Here is a 22,569-nt window from a genome sequence, read left to right on the forward strand (position 1 = left end):
TCAGAAATTTGTTGAAGAAGTTAACAAAAAATCAGCAGAAGTTATTGATCGGCTTTGTATTTCACTGTAAAATTCTTTAGTTCGTTATATATAGATTCCAAACTTTAGGTCTTGTCAAATATTTCTTATTAGTTGTTAGCATTTACATTACATGCTGCTAGATTCCAAACTTATAGCAGCACTAGCTAATCCAGCAATAGCAGAAACATTTACATTACATGCTGCTAGATTCCAAACGTACTAATGTGCGGAATAACACCCAGTACATTTACAATTTACATTACATGCTGCTAGATTCCAAACTGACGGTTACTCTATTGAAAGTATTACTTCTACAATATTTACATTACATGCTGCTAGATTCCAAACACGTTTTTGTTCATATTTTTCAAGCTGTTCTTTTATATTTACATTACATGCTGCTAGATTCCAAACCATGGGTGGTTTTACTCATGCAAGTATGCTTTATAGATTTACATTACATGCTGCTAGATTCCAAACTTGAATGGGTACGTGAGGGAAGACGAGGAGACATTAATTTACATTACATGCTGCTAGATTCCAAACCTATATATGCATATGATTACATATGTAGCAGTATAAAAATTTACATTACATGCTGCTAGATTCCAAACTACAGTATTTGATTCTTCTTTTTGCGGTTCTGCTGCATTTACATTACATGCTGCTAGATTCCAAACCGTACAATTTTTCAATCTTATGTGATACTAAATTTTATTTACATTACATGCTGCTAGATTCCAAACTTTAATAATGAATAGGAGTAAATAAACCGCTTGAAAATTTACATTACATGCTGCTAGATTCCAAACTTAAGCCCATATCAGAACTACAAAAAAGAATACTAATTTACATTACATGCTGCTAGATTCCAAACTTATAATGTTTATATCAGAGCCTTCTGATATAAATATATTTACATTACATGCTGCTAGATTCCAAACGAGTGGCTAGCGCTGACTATAAAGGAGTGGCTAGCACATTTACATTACATGCTGCTAGATTCCAAACCTAAGGTAATGGTTATATCTTCCACCCTTTTATCTAATTTACATTACATGCTGCTAGATTCCAAACATAACTATAAGGCGCAAGAAGTGTGCTCATATATATATTTACATTACATGCTGCTAGATTCCAAACCAAAGAACATCCGTAGCACCAAACTTCATACACAGTAATTTACATTACATGCTGCTAGATTCCAAACGCATAGAAAAGTTTTACGCTTATCATCTTGATAAACATTTACATTACATGCTGCTAGATTCCAAACTTGGTTCATCCGACCATATGAAAGGTTGCTTTTCTGCATTTACATTACATGCTGCTAGATTCCAAACCATCGTGAGTGTGCTTGTGTAATTAAGCCAGTACCAATTTACATTACATGCTGCTAGATTCCAAACGCGGATAGAACATCTTTTTTGTTCGGAATATTCCTTATTTACATTACATGCTGCTAGATTCCAAACGCTACTAAGACAGGTTTGACTGTGCCTAATGGCTATATTTACATTACATGCTGCTAGATTCCAAACTTGATTATCATATATCCACCGCTTACGCACTTCAAAATTTACATTACATGCTGCTAGATTCCAAACAGTACGTTAAAGTGTTAATAAGTTAATACTTTAAGGATTTACATTACATGCTGCTAGATTCCAAACTGAAAAAAGAATACCAAAATATTATCTCTAGTTATCTATTTACATTACATGCTGCTAGATTCCAAACTATGCAGTACGACATAGGTAAAGAATATACCGTTGAATTTACATTACATGCTGCTAGATTCCAAACTTTAAGCCACGAATTTTAACTGGCCTGTATAATCATAATTTACATTACATGCTGCTAGATTCCAAACAAGTCTGCCCAATTACGATATTCTTTAACTAGCGCCATTTACATTACATGCTGCTAGATTCCAAACCAAAGACAAGAAACATATTAGAGACATCATAGCTTTAATTTACATTACATGCTGCTAGATTCCAAACTGCTGGTAGGCATGGAGCGGCTATTGCTGGTGATAGATTTACATTACATGCTGCTAGATTCCAAACGCCACAGTGGCAACTAGACATGACCATGAGGTAACGATTTACATTACATGCTGCTAGATTCCAAACTAGATATGCTGCATGGGCCATCCGTACCACAAATGAATTTACATTACATGCTGCTAGATTCCAAACTGATGATGGAAATTTGGTCATTACTGCATTAGATGCATTTACATTACATGCTGCTAGATTCCAAACTAATCTACGCCATTATAGCGCAGTTTAAATCTATTTATTTACATTACATGCTGCTAGATTCCAAACAACCGGTATTAAGAACTTAATACTCGGACTAACCTCATTTACATTACATGCTGCTAGATTCCAAACCTTTACTTTAATTGTGTACCAGTCATCAATAAATTCATTTACATTACATGCTGCTAGATTCCAAACCTTATGATGAAAGGAATAAATAAATGAAGCTTTTAAAATTTACATTACATGCTGCTAGATTCCAAACCGTAAACAGGAGCGGCAAGCGCTTGCTGTTAAGCTGATTTACATTACATGCTGCTAGATTCCAAACGCAATCGACAAGCCTACATACAGCTATAATATGTCCATTTACATTACATGCTGCTAGATTCCAAACTGCGCGGCGCATAGTATCTGTTTCTCTTATATGAGATTTACATTACATGCTGCTAGATTCCAAACCAAGACTACATTTTAAAGTTAGCCAACCCCATTTATAATTTACATTACATGCTGCTAGATTCCAAACTAAGCCACGAATTTTAACTTGCCTATATAAGCATAATTTACATTACATGCTGCTAGATTCCAAACCAACATATGAGCTACCAGCTATTGTTATTTTTATGAATTTACATTACATGCTGCTAGATTCCAAACGGGCATATGTTCAGCTCCTTTGCTTATTTATTTCAAATTTACATTACATGCTGCTAGATTCCAAACAAACGATGCTGAAAATATTGTCAGTAATTATTTTGAATTTACATTACATGCTGCTAGATTCCAAACACAAGTGCACCATCAGGACCATATTCATTATAATATATTTACATTACATGCTGCTAGATTCCAAACATGACTATAAAGCCAGCGGTGCTTTAATGTCTACAAATTTACATTACATGCTGCTAGATTCCAAACCCAGAAGAAGTAACATGTTCAAAGTGACGTTCATTAATTTACATTACATGCTGCTAGATTCCAAACGATAGTAGTGGTGGTAATGGTTGGCTGAATATCTGATTTACATTACATGCTGCTAGATTCCAAACGGCTTATCATTGTCTGAAGCTCCTTAAGATTTCTTTATTTACATTACATGCTGCTAGATTCCAAACTTTACAAAAGAAATTTCACAGGCCACACTTCTGTTTATTTACATTACATGCTGCTAGATTCCAAACTATTATGTATCTTGCTAACTGCTGTTGTTGTAGCTAATTTACATTACATGCTGCTAGATTCCAAACCATGCAAGAGTATAAGGGGAACAACAAGTTAATTTAATTTACATTACATGCTGCTAGATTCCAAACTACCTACTGCCTGTTGAAATGAACCCTATAAATTCAATTTACATTACATGCTGCTAGATTCCAAACAGGTCATAATATAAATGACTTCATATATTATAATAAATTTACATTACATGCTGCTAGATTCCAAACTACTGTGACCACGATATTCAACTTTCTGTTTACGATATTTACATTACATGCTGCTAGATTCCAAACGCGCTGGTATCAATTCTGTTTCTTCAGTGTCAAACATATTTACATTACATGCTGCTAGATTCCAAACGAAAATAAAAAGACTAACTTTTTTAATATAGTTGCAATTTACATTACATGCTGCTAGATTCCAAACCAAATACTTTGCAGGTATATTGAGAGGTGATAATAGATTTACATTACATGCTGCTAGATTCCAAACTGAATCATACGCAAGGCATAAAGCACATGAGCTATATTTACATTACATGCTGCTAGATTCCAAACTCAATATCAGGTAATAAAATAAGCAGGGCAGAGCCTTATTTACATTACATGCTGCTAGATTCCAAACCAAAGATATACGATATAAATACAATACAATTACAAATTTACATTACATGCTGCTAGATTCCAAACACATCAATCAAACGTTGATAAAAATTATATTGGCATATTTACATTACATGCTGCTAGATTCCAAACGCCGTTGACTTTAACGGACATATGCAAAACCTGTGTATTTACATTACATGCTGCTAGATTCCAAACTATGCATTATTATTCATTCTTACCGCGTCCATTATCATTTACATTACATGCTGCTAGATTCCAAACACCATTAAAAAGACTTTTAAGAATGCTTTAGCTGGCATTTACATTACATGCTGCTAGATTCCAAACAAGATTACCCAGATGATTACAAAAGTAGTGCTTACTAATTTACATTACATGCTGCTAGATTCCAAACGCAGTGCTGGTGGCGGCAAAACTTATGCATTACTTAATTTACATTACATGCTGCTAGATTCCAAACCAGAATAGCAAATATCATATCAACAGCAGTAAGAAAATTTACATTACATGCTGCTAGATTCCAAACACCACAACAAGAAGCTGATACATTAGATTATGATAGATTTACATTACATGCTGCTAGATTCCAAACATTAAAAGGAATATTCCTAAAATCACCTATAACATCATTTACATTACATGCTGCTAGATTCCAAACCAGTAATTAAAATAATAATGTTCTTGCCCATACTTGATTTACATTACATGCTGCTAGATTCCAAACCCATCATTTGAATTGCAGCCGGCATTCGTGAATAAATTTACATTACATGCTGCTAGATTCCAAACCGATTTATGCCCCTTTTACTAAATGAATTGTTTCCTTATTTACATTACATGCTGCTAGATTCCAAACATCGTAAAAATGATACAGGCCCCACAAACTGTCCACAATTTACATTACATGCTGCTAGATTCCAAACATATATATCTGTGTCTGCACCTTTGAAGTCAATATCTATTTACATTACATGCTGCTAGATTCCAAACGGAAGACACTTTATACCAAATGCCATACATACACATATTTACATTACATGCTGCTAGATTCCAAACGGTATAGATGCTACCGTATATGAAATTCAGTATGCAATTTACATTACATGCTGCTAGATTCCAAACTAATCGCCTCGATTGCTCGCTGTGACATCTCAGCCTGATTTACATTACATGCTGCTAGATTCCAAACAAGGCATAACAAGAGGTTCATGGTACCAGATAAGCGAATTTACATTACATGCTGCTAGATTCCAAACTTGGTATATTCCAATCGGAGCAGATCTGCCCGATTCATTTACATTACATGCTGCTAGATTCCAAACAGTTCTAGAAGATTCGATAAAGGATATGTAATTTAATTTACATTACATGCTGCTAGATTCCAAACTCGATTTTTAAGTTCTCCCATATTTCCTATACTTATAACTATTATTTTGTCGCTCTAACATATTTCAATAAAAATAATATTATAAAGCTATTATACTTTAAGACAAACATATTTGCTACTGCGCTTCTAAGCTTCTGTCGCTACCCCAGTATTTTTACCTAATTATCGGTCGACAGAAAATTACTCTCATAAAAAAGTACTTGTCTTATCCTCTTCTTTTATCACAAATTCTTTTTTCATCCATATATCATTACGTCCCTTAAAAATAATACATGAATCCATATCCTCTCGTAAGTATTGTTTTATTTCTATTTTTAATTGCATCATTTGACCTTCCGATAATTCTCCTTCAAATACAGAGTTTTGTATATGCGTCAAATATTTTTTACAGATTTTAAAAACATTACGTAATATTTTAGGCCCATTTCCCTCCATATTGATATCATAAACCAAAACAAGATACATATTATCACCACCATATTCTAAAAGCTTTATATTCTTGCATCCCAGTTAAATGTTTTATTAATTTATAAACCTCCAGCCGCATAAGATGTTGATATGAAACATCCCTATTGAGCGTTTTATGTTTTATTGTCTTGTTCAAATATTCATCAACAGCAGCCATAATTTTTTTAGCAACACTGTCTTTCATTCTTATATATTCTACCTCTTGGTCAAAATCTTTTTCCGTTATTACTTTTTTATTAAGTAAGGAAAATATCAACCTATCTGCTATAAGCGGTTTAAAGATTTCTGCAATATCCAATGATAAGGAAAATCTTTTGGTTGAAGGTTCATGCAGATAACTAATCGTCGGATTCATTTGTGTTTTATATATTTCTGTCAATACCTTCGTATAAATTATTGAATTTATAAATGATATCAATGTATTTATCATATTCTTAGGGGGCCTTTTCTCTCGCTTTTCAAAATTAATATCTACATCAATTATTGTCTGCCACGCAGAATAATAGTTTTTTCGGATATTGCCTTCTATCCCCATTAACTCTTGGACATTTTGACAATATTTCACATGTGAGTATAATGCTTTTATTTCCTCCATTACTGCTGATACATCTTTACCCCGACCATTATAATATCGCAAATTACGGTATATATTCTCGTATGCTCCCGTTACGAATTCTTTTGCTAATATTAATCTTTTTTCAGCATTAGTATAATGTTCCACCTGCTTAACCAATAACGAACCCGATACCTGTCTTTCTCGTGGATAAAAACTTCCCGCATAAAAATCATAATAATTAAAGAAGTGCACTATTACACCATTTTGCGATAAAAAATTTATTAGTTTAGTATTGAATCTCATTTCAGAAAACACATAGATGTCCCGTACTCGCTCTATTGGAATATCTTTATTTTGTCCATTATCTAAACAAAGCTGCAATGTATTGTCTTTTCTCTTTAAATCACCGCTGCTAAAAATATAGTATGATTGTTCCATTGTTTTCTCCTATTTTATATATAACAAAATTCATAATATGCACACGATTTACATGCTGCTTTTTTATCTGTTGATGGTGGAACTGATAAATTTAATATTTCATTTATTGCCTGCAAATTTTCTTCTATTTGACAGCTATCTTGCTCGCTTAATTCCACATCTTCACTAATACGTTCTTTAGGTATAACAAGGCGTCCTTTTATATGCATTAAATTATGCTGCTGTAAAATATATAAATAATATTTTATCTGATTTATTGCCATCTGCTTTTCTTTTTTGCTTTTTTTTACTTCACAAACTATACCATTATTAATGTAATCAATATTTATAGTATCATCGATTAAAATATGCTTATTTTCTCGTTTATACGTAGATTCATCAATAAGCTTACCTATAAAAACAGCTTCACTTTCCTGTTCCATATTTATATCATGCGCAAACAACCATAATTTACGTTTACATAAAAAATAATAAGAATACATTACACCGGTTATTTTTTTCATTATAAACCCTCATATTTTACTATATTATATTATTTTCATCTTCTGGTTTATCGATTTCTATTCCTATTCCTGTATTATCTGCTTCTGAAAAATCATATTTACACCAAGCTTTATGTATATTTAATTTTTTACTATTATTCAATAAGCACTTATCTATATAACGACTATTATTAAACAATGTATTAGCCGGAATATCAACAGTATATTGGCGTATTTTTTCTTCTAAAAGCATGTTTTCTGGCAATGTCATTTTTCTGCTTTTTTCCAATGAATCAATTGCACTTTCCAAATCGGTATTATCTGTTAACAATGCATCAGGTAATATTGATACGCTTTGAATATTCCTAAATAATTTTCTTGCTTGTTCTTGATTTATGGAGTTATATAAAAGTTTTTTCAATGTTTGTAAGTTCTTTTTTATTTGTAAATAATATTGACTGTTTTTTAATGAGTCTACTGCATAAACTGCATCAATATATTTAAATTTTTCTTTTTCTGTAAATATTTCCCCATCATATTGTTGTAATAACTGCCATGAATTATCATTTATTTCAGTAAATTTATATACCGATTTTTCGCCTATACCATTTCCCGTATTATAAATATAGACATTAATCTGTCCATCAGGATATTTATCTTCATACTTCTCGGTTCGACAGCAACGTCCCATCCGCTGCAATAAACTATCTGCCGGACACATTTCTGTAAATAAAACATCATAACTGATATCCAAACTGGCTTCAACTATCTGGGTGCTTATCCAAATAATCGGCTTATCGCTCTTAGCATCTTCTTTAATTGCTCTTTCCAACGCAGCCCTATCCTTACGTACAAAGCGGCTATGCAGTAGTTTTATTATTACTTTTTCTTCAAATTCGTCATTATAACTTTTTAATTTATTATATGTATCTTGTGCTTTTTTTACTGTATTACAAAGCACTAATACTTTCTGTTGCTGTCCCATGGTAAATATTTTTTCATAATCAAATTCACTATTGATACATTTTATTTTATGCCGTTCAGAACATTCTTTAACAAAATATTTTTCCTGCGGCGGTATAAATTTTATCTTTTCTTCACGCATAATTTCCTGTAAAATTGGCGGGAATGTCGCTGTTATTATAGCAAACTTGCCACCTAATTCCGTAATCGTTTTCAATCCACATAATATATAAGCCAATATATCCGGTGAATACATTTGTATTTCATCAATTATTATCCGAGAATATTTAAGTGTTGCCGGAATCATTTCTGTGCCTGCTGCCTTAAAGACAAAATAAAATAATTGATCTACAGTACAAATTGTTAATGGATATGATAATAATCGTGCTTTATTCTGTCGTTCTAATGTTTCCTCTATCACTTCTATTTTTTCTTTATCGCTATTTTGCTCTAAATAATAAGAAAATAATCCCGAATGCAATAATGTTATTTTTTCTTTATCATAGCCATAGTCATCACAAATACGGTCATGTATCGCATTAATAGATACTTTTAATGGCAGCGTATAAAAGGTTTTATATCCATCAAGCCATAATAAAGCTGCTTCTGTTTTTCCACAGCCCGTCGAGGCAATAACTACCAAATTATCATCTTTATGTTGCTGCATATATTTTTGCACCGGTCGCAACTGCCAGTTTTTTTCTTTCAATTGGTTTATTATTTTTTTTGTTAAAAAATCTATTGCTGGTGGAGTAATTTCCAGTTCTTTCATATCACCACTGGCAGCATAGTCGATACGATTCAGCATCCCTTTAATAACTATATATTTTAATAATATCTCTGCCTTTATCGGTTTACCGCCATCAATTCTATTTCGTAGCCCAGGTATAATATATTTTAAAAACTTAGCACTATTATCCATCATTTTATATTCTTTATTAGTGATTTCATCTATATATATTTCTGGCAAATACCTATTTATATAATCTTTTAATTTCTCTGTATTACAAAAATCATCTCGTGTATGATGATTATATATTGCTGTCATTAATATACGTATATCCGTTTTTAGTGCTTCATCTTTATTTATTTCTTTTTTAATATCTTGACTAAAAAAATACGCACAACTAAAAAAACCATGTGGCATTTCATCTTCAATTCTAATTTTATTATTTTGTATTTTTCTTTGAAACAGTGCATTTAATTTACCCAAATCGTGATATTCAATTGCCTTTGAAATAAGTTGTTGTTCATTTTGCGTAAATATTTTGGGATATATAATTAAAAATTTCTGCCATATATTTTGCAAGTCCATTGTATGCCTTGCAATAGTTATTTGTGGCGCAGATTTGGCCCAATATGCCATAACAATTAATCTCCTTTGTAAAAAAGGCATTAGTATATTACCTTCTATATACTAATGCCTTTTTTTATGCCAAAAATACCGGTAAATTATCTTCATCAATATAAACTATTTCTTTTGCCGCATCAAATTCCAATTCTTTTGATACCGCTGTATAAGAAACTTGTATTTTTCTATCCCAGCGTCTTAATCCCTGACCATCAATATAGAAAGTTTTATTCAACTTATACATTGTTCCTATATCTTCTAAGTCAAATTCATTTAAATACTGTCTAGGAATATACGCTTCGTATTTTTCTAATGGAAGATCATCATCCCATTGTTTTAAATCTACTATTTTCACTTCATCTATACGCAGTAAATCCTCGTGACGTCCTAATGATAAATAATTTTGTGGAAATAATACTCCCTGTCTTATCATTTCCATATCAGCTTCATTTTCCGGTTTTATATGAATAACTAATTCTATATCACTTAAAAGCTCAATATAGCCTATGCCAATATTTATTCCATCTTTTTTATCATTATTTTTTACCCAGTCCTGATGACGTGCTTCCTCATAGGGTATACCAAAAGCATATTTAGTATACATATCGCTGACAGCACTATGATATTTTCCCTGAATGCTTATGTCCATGGGATGATATTCGGTAAAACCACAAGCCACATGAATCATACCAATCACCGTTGAATATGGCGGCAAAGGATAACTTTCCTTAATCAGAAAACTGGTAGGTTTGCGATAATTAGCTAATTGCTGGCTACATTTTATACGAATAGCTTTATTCATAGTAAGCATCCACTTCTGTTTTAAGCTTAGTAAAAAACATGCTAATAGTATCGGTTGTAAGCTTTTCTTTTAACTCTTTTTCATTTGCTAATACGCCACTTAAACAGCCTACTGCTGTATTTTCTTTTACATCATCGTCTTGCATTAATTCAATCAGACAATCTACTGCCAAGTGATTTTTAAAATCAAATTTTAACCGATTTTCAAAATAAGGATTTTTACGATTATATACACCACCAATCGCAAATATTGGATTCATATTTTCCCGACGCCCTTTGATATCACGATATAAGAATTGCACGCCATCTAGAAATGTTTTCACACGACTAGCTTTTTCACTATTATCAATTTCTATTTTTTCATCAATGCCGATTTTATCAAGGTCGATAGTTATTGTATAAGTATAAAACGATTTATGGATTTCACTTTGGGCAATTGAATTTATATTTTTTTCTGTTGTAATACGATCAGCTAATCCCATATTAGTCATATAATCAAAATCATCATTGTAAGCTTCCATGGCAATAGCATTGCTCAAACGAACTACTGCCGCACGTTTATTTGATCCGCCCTTCTCTGTATCTGTTTTTGCAATTGTTTTCAAATAACCAAATAAATCAATTTCTGGATAATCTTTTATTGTAGCCTCTGGCGCAAATTGAACTACTTTTTTACTGCCACTGCCCGATGCCACCACAGGAGTATTATCCCATTTAGCATTTTTCATCAAATTATAGCGCAGTGCCTGTCGAGAAATATATGTATATTCTTTTCTATCAGCTCTGCTCAATTTTTTTAATACCGCTATATTTCCCATTCCTTCGGAATAATTAGCGCTTTCTGCTTCTATTATCAAAGTTGCCGTTAACCCATTTTTTTTCATTATAGTAAATCCACCTTTCATTATTCAGCACTAATTTCTTGTTTAATATTTTTTTCTACTTTATGATTATCTTTTAGTCCTAAAATATAAGCATACCCCAATTGTTTAAAATTATCTTCATTTTTAAACGCTTTCAAAAAAATATCGGTTTCTGGTATTGCTTTACCATAGCTTAAGTACATACGAGCTACTATTTGCCAAAATTTTTCTTGATCATTTACACGTAATGCACCCAATAGCTTATAAGCATAACCTCTTAATTTGCCATCTTCATCCGCATTCATTCCATTTTTATCAACAATTGAGAAACTGCGTAACTGTTTACCTGCTGCCTTTATACTAGTTATATCATCTTGTGTAACACAATTTTGCTCCATTTTTTTCCCTCCCACTATCATATGTTGTATTTGCAAGACATTATCCAGAAATTCTACTTGGATATTTTCTCTTATGGCATAATTTAATATTTTATTCATCATGGTATATAAATCAGTTCGACGAAAAATATTTTTTAAAACCTCATCTTGAATATTAACACTGATTCCCGATGGTGTTTTTATAAAGTTATTCCCAATGTAGCCAATGTACTTTAATGATTTTTCTAATAACTCTAATATATCTTTTGCAATAATATTAAAATTGTATTTTTCTGTATCTTTCTCCCGCACTACTACCTGAATGTTTCTAAGTGCTTTTTGTTTACTTTTTAATATATTCTGAACAATCTTATTCCAAATACGCATCCAGCCGATTGTGCCTTCTATATTACTTTCCAATTCACTCGATGCATCAAGCTCATCATTTATTGACTTCATCCCTTCAATGTCAGCATTGTCATTGACAAACATCATATTCCGCTGCATTGCTGTAAATCCTAAAGGTGACATACTGTAAATAAAAGCACATAATGGACAGAGCTGCGCATCAGGCTTACAATTCCAAAAAGCTGACTTTTTCCTGCTCATATCATCGGCTGAATCATTAAGAAATGATATATCAATTGGCTTGGACATCACCGCATCACAAACAATACAATGTCTGCTGCTTTTCTTTTCTTTAGGTGGTGCTTTCAAATATTTTATTACTGGCTCAATAAAGTCACTGTAATAAATTTCTTTGATATCTTTTTTGGCATTTGCTCTATTTAAGAAAGATTTACCTGACCAAATAGAATTTATCCGCGAATACATAATATCTTTCATTAAGAAAGTTTCACGACAACTATTATCCTGTAATTTTTTTTGTAGCTTCAATACTTCTTGATATTTTTCCCCATAATCTTTAATCGCTTTAATATTTTTGCATTCTGCTTTTAAATCTAAATTAATATTCTTATCTTTTAATATGGCACAAGCTGTTATATAGCTGGCTCTTGTTAGACCAGCAGTATCAAGTAACTTCTTATATTCTTCATCCAAATCCTTTTTTATACTTTTATCTTCCGCTTCAACATATTTATCAGTAAGCATTTTAATTTTTTCGACATTTTCCCCTAATAGCCTTGTATAAGCACTAGAAATAGCAAATTTTTCTATGCATGTATCAATATAGGCTTGTGCTAAATTAGTATTTAAGAAGAATTCTTTTTTTACTTTAAATACATTACCGCCATATATATAATCCTCATCTTCAATAGCCTGCACCGTTTCCAATAGCTTAATAAAACCGACAATACCAGCATTATATAAAAAATCACTGCTATAAAAACTTATATATTCATCCACAAATTCAACCTCCTTTCTTAGTAAATTTTTTCAAACAAGCCAAATCCAATCGAACGATTTGCTCCTATCCCCGCTTTATAGAGTATATTTAATAACTCGGGCTTACCTTGTAAATGTAAAACACCAATAGTTCCGTCACAGGTATGCTTAAAAGTTTTCACCACACATTTCTTGACCTGCACTGGTGTAATTGAAAAACCAATTAATAAAGATGTGCTTAATCCCATCATCGCAATCTGTGCTGTTATCGCTGCTTTGGCTTGCTCAGCAAAATCATTATCATCATATTTTACATAACGATTAGTATTATTTTCTTTATTATGAACACGTATTATAAATGGCGACAACATTTTTATAATTAACTGTGTCTGAGTAATTTTATGTTCCGGTAAAATAAGGATTTTCTCCAAAGTCATGGCATTATCATCACATAATTCAAACATCTTATCTTTTCGTCCTAAAAAAGCATTATAGAAGATAATGGCATCACGTTCATCAGCTGCCGACCAATTAAGCTCAATCTTATCTGTGGCTAAAATAATTTTATTTGCTTTAAATTCAGGCTTAGGAATTCTTACAGAAAAAGCGTAGTTTTTTATTTTTGCACCATTGTTATAATATAAGTCAAAAAATCTTTTATCATAATTATCTAAGGCACCTTTCATAAAAGATACGCAAGCTGCTCTATAGTCTATAGGCAATTGTAGTTTTTTTAAAGAAAATTTTAATTGTATTCTCATATTTTCACCTCCTAACATTTTAATTGTTTTTTCGTTTTTTCGTTGTTATAATTATAGTATAGATATTGGCTGGACCCCTTTATCTATACTATAATTAATCGCTGGGTACTCTGCCATGGCGATTTTTTATTTTATTATCATAATAAATAGTATTATGGATAATAAAAACTGCGACAGTAACAATATAGTTAATTCGATTGATTGCATATCAGTCACCTCCTTATTTATATTATTATTTTAGAATTTTCTTATATTATTATACAGCGCCTTTTTATATCTCACAATAATATTATATAAGGTTGTATATTTTTTTATATTGTCTAATAATAAATTATTAGACAATATAAAAATACAATTTGTTCTATTCAATTATTTTTTATGAAAACACAATAATATTATATAATTTACATTATAATATACTCAATTAAATTACAACTCAACCTTTTATAAAAGTATACTCGTACACTTTATAATTGTCAACCATATATAATATTATTTAAAGTTACATTGATTCCCGCAATTTTTTCATTTTCTTTTTATGCTGTTTTTTCCATCTATTGCTATAACGTTCTTCTTCACTAAAAATACAGCCACAATATGGCTGACGATATAATTCCAGTTCCTGACATATTTCTACACCTTCGTCCCAGCCTGTGCGGAAATCTTCATAATAAAATTCAATACCTACGGCTTTAGCTATCTTTTCCGCTACATCTTTCATTACATTATGCAATTGATAGGGACTGACAAATAAAGTCGATGTAAAAGCATCAAAGCCGTTTTCTTTGGCATATATCGCTGCCTGATGCAACCGCCAGGCATAGCACATCCGGCAACGTGGTTTTTCCGTGAGTGTTTCTTCTCTTTTTTCGGCGGTCAATGCTCTTTGCAAAAAACTGCGTAAATCATAGTTTTTATCAACTTCTAGCGGCATATTTACTTTTTCAGCAAATTCCAATGCCGTTTCAAAGCGCTGTTTAAATTCTTTATAGGGATGAATATTAGGATTAAAAAAGTATCCTTTGATTTCATGTCCATCAGAGCGCAGTTTTTTTAATGGATAACATGAGCATGGCCCACAGCACATATGTAGTAGTATCTTCATTTTTTTACCTCGTAAAACATTTGTTAACCCCTCAGTCAGCTTACGCTGCCAGCTCCACACACACCGCGTACTATATTTCTAAGCGCTAAAGCGCAAAGAACTATAGCATACAGGGGAGCCTTAATGTACTATATATTATCAACACTGGACTTCTTTATACAAAATAAAACTGCCGTCAGCATAATGCTTAATACGGCAGTTTTTATTATTTATCAAGCGCTTATGTAGTTTCTTTTTGCGGTGCTTTTATATTCATATGTTCATAGCCACGCACAGTAACTACACGCCCACGCGGTGTGCGATTAATAAACCCTAGCTGCAATAAATATGGTTCATAGACATCTTCAATGGTATCACGTTCTTCACTGATAGCTGCCGCCAGTGTTTCCACACCAACCGGACCGCCACTAAATTTATCAATCATTGTCTCAAGCATCCGCCTATCTATATTATCAAGACCGGCTTTGTCTACTTCCAATAGTTCCAATGATTTATCGGCTATTTCATCAGTGATAATCCCACTGCCTTTTATCTGGGCAAAATCACGTACCCGCTTTAATAAACGATTGGCCACACGTGGCGTACCACGTGATCGTCTGGCAATTTCCCTGGCACCGCGGTCTTCTATTTCAATACCAAGTATCTCCGCTGATCGTTTTATTATAAATACAAGTGCATCAGGCTCATAATATTCCAAGCGTGATATTACACCAAATCGGTCACGTAACGGTGATGCCAATGCTCCAGCCTTAGTTGTAGCACCAATTAATGTAAACGGTGCTATATCCAAGCGAATAGAACGAGCTGATGGACCCTTGCCTATTATAATATCAAGGGCAAAATCCTCCATAGCTGAATACAGTACTTCCTCCACACTATGTGACAGTCTATGTATTTCATCAATAAACAGAACGTCTTTTTCTGTAAGATTTGTAAGTATCGCGGCTAAATCCCCGGAACGTTCGATCGCCGGGCCAGAAGTAACACGAAAATTTACACCGAGTTCATTGGCAATTATCGAAGCCAGCGTGGTCTTTCCCAGTCCCGGCGGTCCATATAAAAGCACATGATCAAGTGCTTCTTCGCGTGATACTGCCGCTTTAATAAATACTTCTAAATTATCTTTTACCTTATCTTGTCCGATATATTCATTTAGTTTTTTAGGACGAAGGCTGTATTGCCATGTATCCGTATCATTTTCTGAGCCTGCAATGATACGATCTTCATTATTTTCCATGCCAACCTCCTATTATCAATTCATTTTAATATTATTACTTATTCTTGGAAAATGATTTCCCCAGAAATCCTCGGCCAAAAGATTTTATCGAATAATAAAATCCTACTACAAATGGCAGATATTCTGCAAATAATCGCCAGCCAACAGCTACTACCCCGACTGTTCCATTAGGTGCTATTGTTTTAAACAATAAAACAAAGCCGCCTTCGGCAATCCCAGAGCCGCCCGGAGTCGGCGAAAAATACAAAAATAAGTTTAAGAAAATCATCCGCCCCATGACTAATACCCAGTCGACATGCGTCCCCAGCCCCAATAGCAGAAATGGAACAACACCATATAATGCAAATAAACTCAGCCCGGAAATTATAAATATTTTAAACATTTCTCCTGGTGCCGATGCTAACAGCAATATGGCTTTTTTATTGTCACGATAAAAAGACATGAATCTGCGGCCTTTTTTTAACGATATTTTTCTGGCAATAACTACTGCCACCTTATCAAATGTACCGCTTACCATTGCCCATACGATAAAAACTATTATGGTAATTGCTATAATTGAAAACCATAATAATAATTCATTGGAAATCCAAGGCAATACTCCGGCATCTTTTAATAAAATAAATGGCATACAAACAAATAAAAACATAATTGATACTATTGTTCTAACAACTACTATAACAGCTGCTTTCCCCATTGGAATATCGGCATGACGTAAAAACATCAGTTGAGCCACAGCCCCGCCAGAAAAACCAGGTGTTAACAGTGCCAGAAAATAATTGCCAAAAACTACTCTAGCTGCCTGCAGAGGCGTTATTTTTTCGCCTGATAATCGTACCAAATGAACCAGCCGCAAACCATCCAAAAAGAGTCCAATCAATACGCTGCACAAAGCAGCCCCTACTGACCACGGCTGAAAATCAAGTAAATTTCTAAATGTATTTATATCTACCGTAAAATATATTACGCAATAAGAGATAATTCCCACTAATAGTAATAAAACTATAAGGCGTTTATAAAACATTAAACCCTCCTTATCTTCTATGGCAACTACTAATCTATTGCTTTGTCGCAAGAAATGGCCTTTTGTTTATAACAAAAGGCCATTTCCTCTGTTGTATAACATTATCTATCTGTATTGCGAGAAGACATTACTTGCGATCTTATTCTTTTAACCGGTATATTGGCTAAAAGTGCCACTGAATTTTCATCATCAGATAAACTTATTTCCATATCATGCTGGTTTATATCCATATAACTGGAAATCACCTTAATGATATCGTCTTTTATATGATTTATTACCTCGGGGGAAATATTAGCCCTATCATGTATAAGGACTACGCGCAAACGGTCTTTAGCCACTCTCCCCGATGGTTTATCTTCTTCATGACCAAATAACCTCATAACAGCTTTTAACATGCGATATACCTCCTTACACATGCAACATTTGTTTTAGCTTATCAAACAAATTCTTTTTTTTCAAGTCTAAAAAAGGAATTTGTTCACCACAAATACGACCTACAATATTACTATATGCCTGCCCGGCTAATGATTTTTTATTAGAAATAACAGGTTCGCCTCTATTAGTTGATGTTACTACCATTTCATCATCCGGCACCTGACCGATACATTCTATTGCCAATATATCATCGATATCTGACATATCAAGCATATCACCGGCTTCAACCATATGACTTCGTATTCTGTTTACTACAAGTTTTATATGTGTTTTATCAGCACGATTGAGTTCACCGATAATTTTATCGGCATCACGCACTGCTGATATTTCCGGCATTGTTACTACAATTGCATAGTCAGCAGCTGCTACTGCGGTTTTAAATCCCTGCTCAATTCCAGCGGGACAGTCAATCAGTATGTAATCAAATTCACTGCGCATCTGATTGCAAATATCCACAAGCTGATCACCATCTACAGCACTTTTATCACGTATTTGTGACGTTGGCAGTAAAAATAAATTATCATGCTTTTTATGCCTGACCAGAGCTTTTCGATAAGGCACTTTACCTGTCGCTACGTCTACCAAATCATACATTATACGATTTTCAAGCCCCAGCAGTAAATCAAGATTTCTCAGGCCGGTATCCGTATCAATCAAGACAACCTTATAGCCGCGTTTAGCCAGACCTACTCCTAAATTAGCTGTAGTTGTAGTCTTGCCGACACCGCCCTTGCCCGATGTTATAACTATTACTTCACTCATTCATTTACCTCCTACCGGTTAATTGCTCCAATATTATTTGTCCATCACTAACATAAGCTTTCTCCGGATAGGGCGCATCCTCTTTTGACATACATTTGTCCGGTGCCCGCGCAACCATGTCAGCAATTCGTATTTGCATGGGAATAAGATAACTAGCCGAGACTGTAGCTTTTATATTACCAAAAGCCCCCGCATGTACAATGCCACGACAGGCACCATGTATATCAATATTTCCTGCAGCAATTACCGTTGCACCTGGATTAACATTTCCATTTATAACCACTGAGCCATCTGATATTACTTCTTGGCCATTTCGTATAGTTTGATTTATCACAGTTGTCTTTAATGGCATTTTCATGCCATTATCCGCTGAATCACTATTTGCATTATCTGCTGTTGCGTGATTTTCAGCCGAATCATCATTTTCGGCATTTTGCAAAATCAAGCCATATTCATCAAATAGTTTTTCCAATTTCTCTTTTTGTAATTCACTAAGCCAATCGGCGTCTAAGTGTATCACAGTACCTTTTTCGAAAAACTTAAATGATGCATCCAGCTTCTGCCGTATTAAATTTTCATTTGTAGCAAAGTCAATTGTATTGGTTAAAATCATTTTTAAACCAGATCGACTGCCTTTAAATACAACTTCATTCATAGTATTTTACATCCTATTATCCAATATTTACATTAGCAAATTAAGGGCATTACTATATGAAACTTCGCTTTAAAATCAATTTTTTCCTGCTTAACCTTGTATAAATTAATGCCCAACCTGAACCCCTGTTTTTATGGTTTTATTTTTATCCACATTCATTTTTTGCTGATCAATTAATGGTGGTTCCGGTGTTATATGAAAAGCCGCTTCCAAAATTTTCTTGCCAATCGGCACTGCCGATTGTGCACCATAACCGCCATTTACCACTATAACTGCAACAACCACCTGTGGATCATTATATGGTCCGTATGCAACAAACCAGCCATGGTCAGCACCATGCGGATTTTCTGCCGTACCTGTTTTCCCAGCAATTTGTACAGGAAAATTAGAAAAAGTTGAAGCTGCTGTACCAATTTTGGTAACTGCCAACAAGCTTTGTTGAATAAGCGTTATTATATCTGGTGAAACACCATCCAGCTTACTTTCGACAATCGGTTCGAATTTTTTATATAAACTGCCATCAGGATTTGTTATCCTATCTACTAAATATGGTTTGTATCTTGTACCGCCATTAGCAATTTCACTCATTACCATAGCAGCCTGCAGTGGCGTAACCAGGTTAAAGCCCTGTCCAATAGCCGCATCGAGTGTTTCCGATAAATACCAATCCTGTTTATATACTTTTCGCTTATATTCTTTGCTGGCAACAAGGCCATTTGCTTCATAAGGCAAATCGATACCTGTTCTTTGCCCTAAACCAAATAGTTTTGCATAACGCCCCAATGTATCTATACCAACTCGATGTCCCATTTCATAAAAATAAACATTATCAGAATGGGCTAAGGCCTGCGTGAAGTTTATGAGGCCTAATGCTTCTCCATCGGCATTATGTTTAGGCACCAGCCAGTATACCCCTGGATCGTAAATCTTTTCTTCCGGCGTAACTTTATGCTCGTTTAAGGCTGCTGTCCCCGTTACTATTTTAAATACAGACCCCGGTGGATATTCCCCGCTTATCGTTTTATTATCCATTGGATGATAAGGATTATTATTTATTTCATTCCAATCCTTTACGGAAATACCACCAGCAAATTTATTAGGATCAAAGGAAGGGCGGCTTGATATTGCCAGTATTGCGCCAGTCTTCGGATTCATTACAACTGCTGCTGCCGCATGGGCATTTATCTTTTGCAGCTGCTCATCTATAGCCTGTTCAACTGCCAATTGCAACGGCATATCAATAGTTAGATGCAGATCCTTACCAGGAACAGGCTCTTTCTTCCCAAGTATTTCTACTGGTTTACCAGTTACATCAACTTCGACCTGCTCACCGCCGGAAATACCGCGCAGGTATTGGTCATAAATTTTTTCCAGTCCAAACTTTCCAATTATATCGCCTAATTTATAAATGTCATCTTTATCTTTTTTATGGGCTTCCAATTCGCGTTCATTAATTTCTCCCACATAACCAAAGGCATGTGCACCGATTCCCTTATAAATATAATCCCTAACCGGCTGAGCTTCAATAACAACTCCAGGGTATTTTTCCTTTTGTTCTTCAATAATCGTCCATATCTCAGGACCTACATCCGTTTTTAACATAATCGGATCAAAACCACTATGTTTTTTTATCTTGTCTTCTATTTCTTTTTTATCCACGTTCAGTAAAACTGATAAATTTTCGATGAGTTGTGGTTTTATTTTTTTGCTCAATGGTAATATTGCCACTGAAAACCCTGGTTGATTTATAACTACAGGATTATTTTTACAGTCATACATTATACCACGCGGTGCCATTGTTGGTATAATGCGAATTCTATTTCCCTCTGCCTGCCGTTTATAAAAATCGCCCTGATATATTTGCAAATAGCCGACTCGCGCAATAAGCACAAATATTATCAATACTGAAACGATGGATAAAGCTTTTAATCTGCCTGACACATCTTTTGAGTCCAAAACTTTATTCTCCCCATCTAGTAATTAAGACACCTATTGTGGGGTGTCCTAATTATCAAAACTTTTATTTTTTAACCAGCATACTAATTTATGTACAAAATATGAAAAAATTAGATTATAAATTATCGGAAACAATAATAATTTATATATATTTTGCCTTATATCTACATTATAGCCCAATAAAAAAATTATTATAGTAAGGATTATATAATTGGCAACAGTTGCCGCGACTGAGGACACCAAAGGCAATAAAATCTTTCCTTCATATATTCTATCAATCATAAGTCCAAAGCAAAAGCCTATTATCATCTTACTCAATGTATTAAAGCCCAAAAATGCACCAGAGGCTATATCTTGTAATAATCCCCCACAAAAACCAGCAAAAGCTCCACGTTTAAAGCCATGTGTTAATGCGATTGAGGTGGTAAGCAATAAAAGCAAATCAGCATTACTGCCCTCAAATGAAATTGCATATAATAATGAACTTTGTAATATATATACCACCAAAAAAACTAATATCCATGCAAATGCCTTTTTCATTCGTTAGCACCTACTTTTTCTACCTGCTGCCCATCAGCATTTTGCTGCATTTGTTTAACTAATTTTTCTGCTGGTATTTGCTGTGAATTTACAATTATTATTACATCTTCGAGTTTTTGAAACTCTACTGCTGTTTTTACTGCTGCGTATTTAAGCAATCCACCTGATTCGTTTTGTACATCTTCTACCGTTCCCACAAAAATTCCTTTAGGATATATACCTCCTAATCCTGAGGTTATTATCTGGTCACCCTTTTTTACATCGGCTGACCGCGGAATATTTTCCATATGAACTGCCGAAGAACCATTTATATCGCCTTTTATAATACCAGCGACCCTTGAATCATTACGCTGAACCATTACACCGACAGCAACACGTGGATCAGTTATAAGTGCTACAATGGAATAACTATCATATGTTTTTATTACATAGCCTACAAGTCCTGCCGGCGTAACTACCGGCATATCTTTTTTTATTCCATCGTTAGCACCACGATTAACCACGATATTATTTACCCAGGTAGATGAATCCCTGGCAATAACTGTAGCTGTTTTCATCTCGAACTGCTGTGCAATTTTTTTATAATCGAGTATCTTGCGCAAACGTTCATTTTCTATAGCTATTTCATTGTTTTGCATATTTTGTTTACGCAGTTGTAGTACCTGAGCCTTTAACTGTTTATTTTCTTGATAAACAGTCAATAAATCATTGACTCCTTTTATCACATTACTGCTGGTATTGCCCAATTTTGATGAAGCACTTTGAAAAGGCGCCAATAATGTTATGACAATACGGTTAGTCAATGGTATTTTAACCTTACCCTTGGCCGAAAAAAATATCAGACAAAAAACTACTAATAATACTATTATAAGCAGCCACAATTTTTCCCGCACCGGGCCATTTGTATGCATACTCATCTATAT

At 33.8% G+C, this 22,569-nt stretch carries 17 protein-coding genes and 1 CRISPR repeat array; all 17 genes read right to left on the reverse strand.

All coding sequences use genetic code 11. The annotated features are described in order from the left end of the window. Positions 1–140: 140 nt before the first annotated feature. Positions 141–5,528: a CRISPR direct-repeat array (repeat unit 30 nt; unit sequence ATTTACATTACATGCTGCTAGATTCCAAAC). A 186-nt stretch (positions 5,529–5,714) separates the two neighbouring features. Then, on the reverse strand, positions 5,715–5,993 hold the full coding sequence (gene cas2 / locus HNR32_RS10690) for a CRISPR-associated endonuclease Cas2 (RefSeq protein ID WP_183862499.1): 279 nt from the start codon (positions 5,991–5,993) through the stop codon (positions 5,715–5,717). A 4-nt stretch (positions 5,994–5,997) separates the two neighbouring features. Further along, complete coding sequence (gene cas1b / locus HNR32_RS10695) at positions 5,998–6,990, reverse strand: type I-B CRISPR-associated endonuclease Cas1b (RefSeq protein ID WP_183862501.1); 993 nt, start codon at positions 6,988–6,990, stop codon at positions 5,998–6,000. A gap of 14 nt (positions 6,991–7,004) precedes the next feature. Further along, positions 7,005–7,493: a CRISPR-associated protein Cas4 gene (gene cas4, locus HNR32_RS10700; RefSeq protein ID WP_183862503.1), complete on the reverse strand. Its 489-nt coding sequence runs from the start codon at positions 7,491–7,493 to the stop codon at positions 7,005–7,007. Positions 7,494–7,512: 19 nt separating this feature from the next. Beyond that, a complete protein-coding gene (gene cas3 / locus HNR32_RS10705) occupies positions 7,513–9,801 on the reverse strand; it encodes a CRISPR-associated helicase Cas3' (RefSeq protein ID WP_183862505.1) in 2,289 nt (762 codons plus the stop codon). A 64-nt stretch (positions 9,802–9,865) separates the two neighbouring features. Continuing rightward, positions 9,866–10,588 (reverse strand): type I-B CRISPR-associated protein Cas5b, encoded by a 723-nt coding sequence (cas5b, locus tag HNR32_RS10710; RefSeq protein ID WP_183862507.1) that lies wholly within the window; start codon positions 10,586–10,588, stop codon positions 9,866–9,868. Further along, the gene (gene cas7i, locus HNR32_RS10715) at positions 10,581–11,471 is read right to left on the reverse strand and encodes a type I-B CRISPR-associated protein Cas7/Cst2/DevR (RefSeq protein ID WP_183862509.1); all 891 of its coding nucleotides are present in this window, start codon (positions 11,469–11,471) and stop codon (positions 10,581–10,583) included. Before cas7i ends, cas5b begins: the two co-directional genes overlap by 8 nt. 20 nt (positions 11,472–11,491) lie before the next feature. After that, on the reverse strand, positions 11,492–13,195 hold the full coding sequence (locus HNR32_RS10720; protein ID WP_183862512.1) for a Cas8a1 family CRISPR/Cas system-associated protein: 1,704 nt from the start codon (positions 13,193–13,195) through the stop codon (positions 11,492–11,494). 17 nt (positions 13,196–13,212) lie between these two features. Beyond that, on the reverse strand, positions 13,213–13,935 hold the full coding sequence (cas6, locus tag HNR32_RS10725) for a CRISPR-associated endoribonuclease Cas6 (RefSeq protein WP_183862513.1): 723 nt from the start codon (positions 13,933–13,935) through the stop codon (positions 13,213–13,215). 502 nt (positions 13,936–14,437) lie between these two features. After that, a complete protein-coding gene (locus HNR32_RS10730; RefSeq protein WP_183862515.1) occupies positions 14,438–15,040 on the reverse strand; it encodes an epoxyqueuosine reductase QueH in 603 nt (200 codons plus the stop codon). 220 nt (positions 15,041–15,260) lie between these two features. Beyond that, positions 15,261–16,277, reverse strand: coding sequence for a Holliday junction branch migration DNA helicase RuvB (gene ruvB / locus HNR32_RS10735; protein ID WP_183862517.1), 1,017 nt, complete (start codon positions 16,275–16,277; stop codon positions 15,261–15,263). A gap of 34 nt (positions 16,278–16,311) precedes the next feature. Then, positions 16,312–17,298 (reverse strand): lysylphosphatidylglycerol synthase transmembrane domain-containing protein, encoded by a 987-nt coding sequence (locus tag HNR32_RS10740; RefSeq protein ID WP_183862519.1) that lies wholly within the window; start codon positions 17,296–17,298, stop codon positions 16,312–16,314. A gap of 101 nt (positions 17,299–17,399) precedes the next feature. Further along, complete coding sequence (minE, locus tag HNR32_RS10745) at positions 17,400–17,693, reverse strand: cell division topological specificity factor MinE (protein ID WP_183862521.1); 294 nt, start codon at positions 17,691–17,693, stop codon at positions 17,400–17,402. 13 nt (positions 17,694–17,706) lie between these two features. Continuing rightward, entirely contained in the window at positions 17,707–18,495 is a 789-nt protein-coding gene (gene minD / locus HNR32_RS10750; protein WP_183862524.1) for a septum site-determining protein MinD, read from the reverse strand. Between the two features lie 4 nt (positions 18,496–18,499). Further along, positions 18,500–19,150: a septum site-determining protein MinC gene (gene minC / locus HNR32_RS10755; protein WP_183862526.1), complete on the reverse strand. Its 651-nt coding sequence runs from the start codon at positions 19,148–19,150 to the stop codon at positions 18,500–18,502. Positions 19,151–19,255: 105 nt separating this feature from the next. Continuing rightward, complete coding sequence (mrdA, locus tag HNR32_RS10760; protein ID WP_183862528.1) at positions 19,256–21,106, reverse strand: penicillin-binding protein 2; 1,851 nt, start codon at positions 21,104–21,106, stop codon at positions 19,256–19,258. Between the two features lie 48 nt (positions 21,107–21,154). Next, a complete protein-coding gene (mreD, locus tag HNR32_RS10765; RefSeq protein WP_183862530.1) occupies positions 21,155–21,646 on the reverse strand; it encodes a rod shape-determining protein MreD in 492 nt (163 codons plus the stop codon). Continuing rightward, the gene (gene mreC / locus HNR32_RS10770; RefSeq protein WP_183862532.1) at positions 21,643–22,557 is read right to left on the reverse strand and encodes a rod shape-determining protein MreC; all 915 of its coding nucleotides are present in this window, start codon (positions 22,555–22,557) and stop codon (positions 21,643–21,645) included. The genes mreD and mreC overlap by 4 nt, the downstream gene beginning before the upstream one ends. Between the last annotated feature and the right edge of the window lie 12 nt (positions 22,558–22,569).

This window comes from Pectinatus brassicae, assembly GCF_014201835.1.
Classification (GTDB): domain Bacteria; phylum Bacillota; class Negativicutes; order Selenomonadales; family Selenomonadaceae; genus Pectinatus; species Pectinatus brassicae.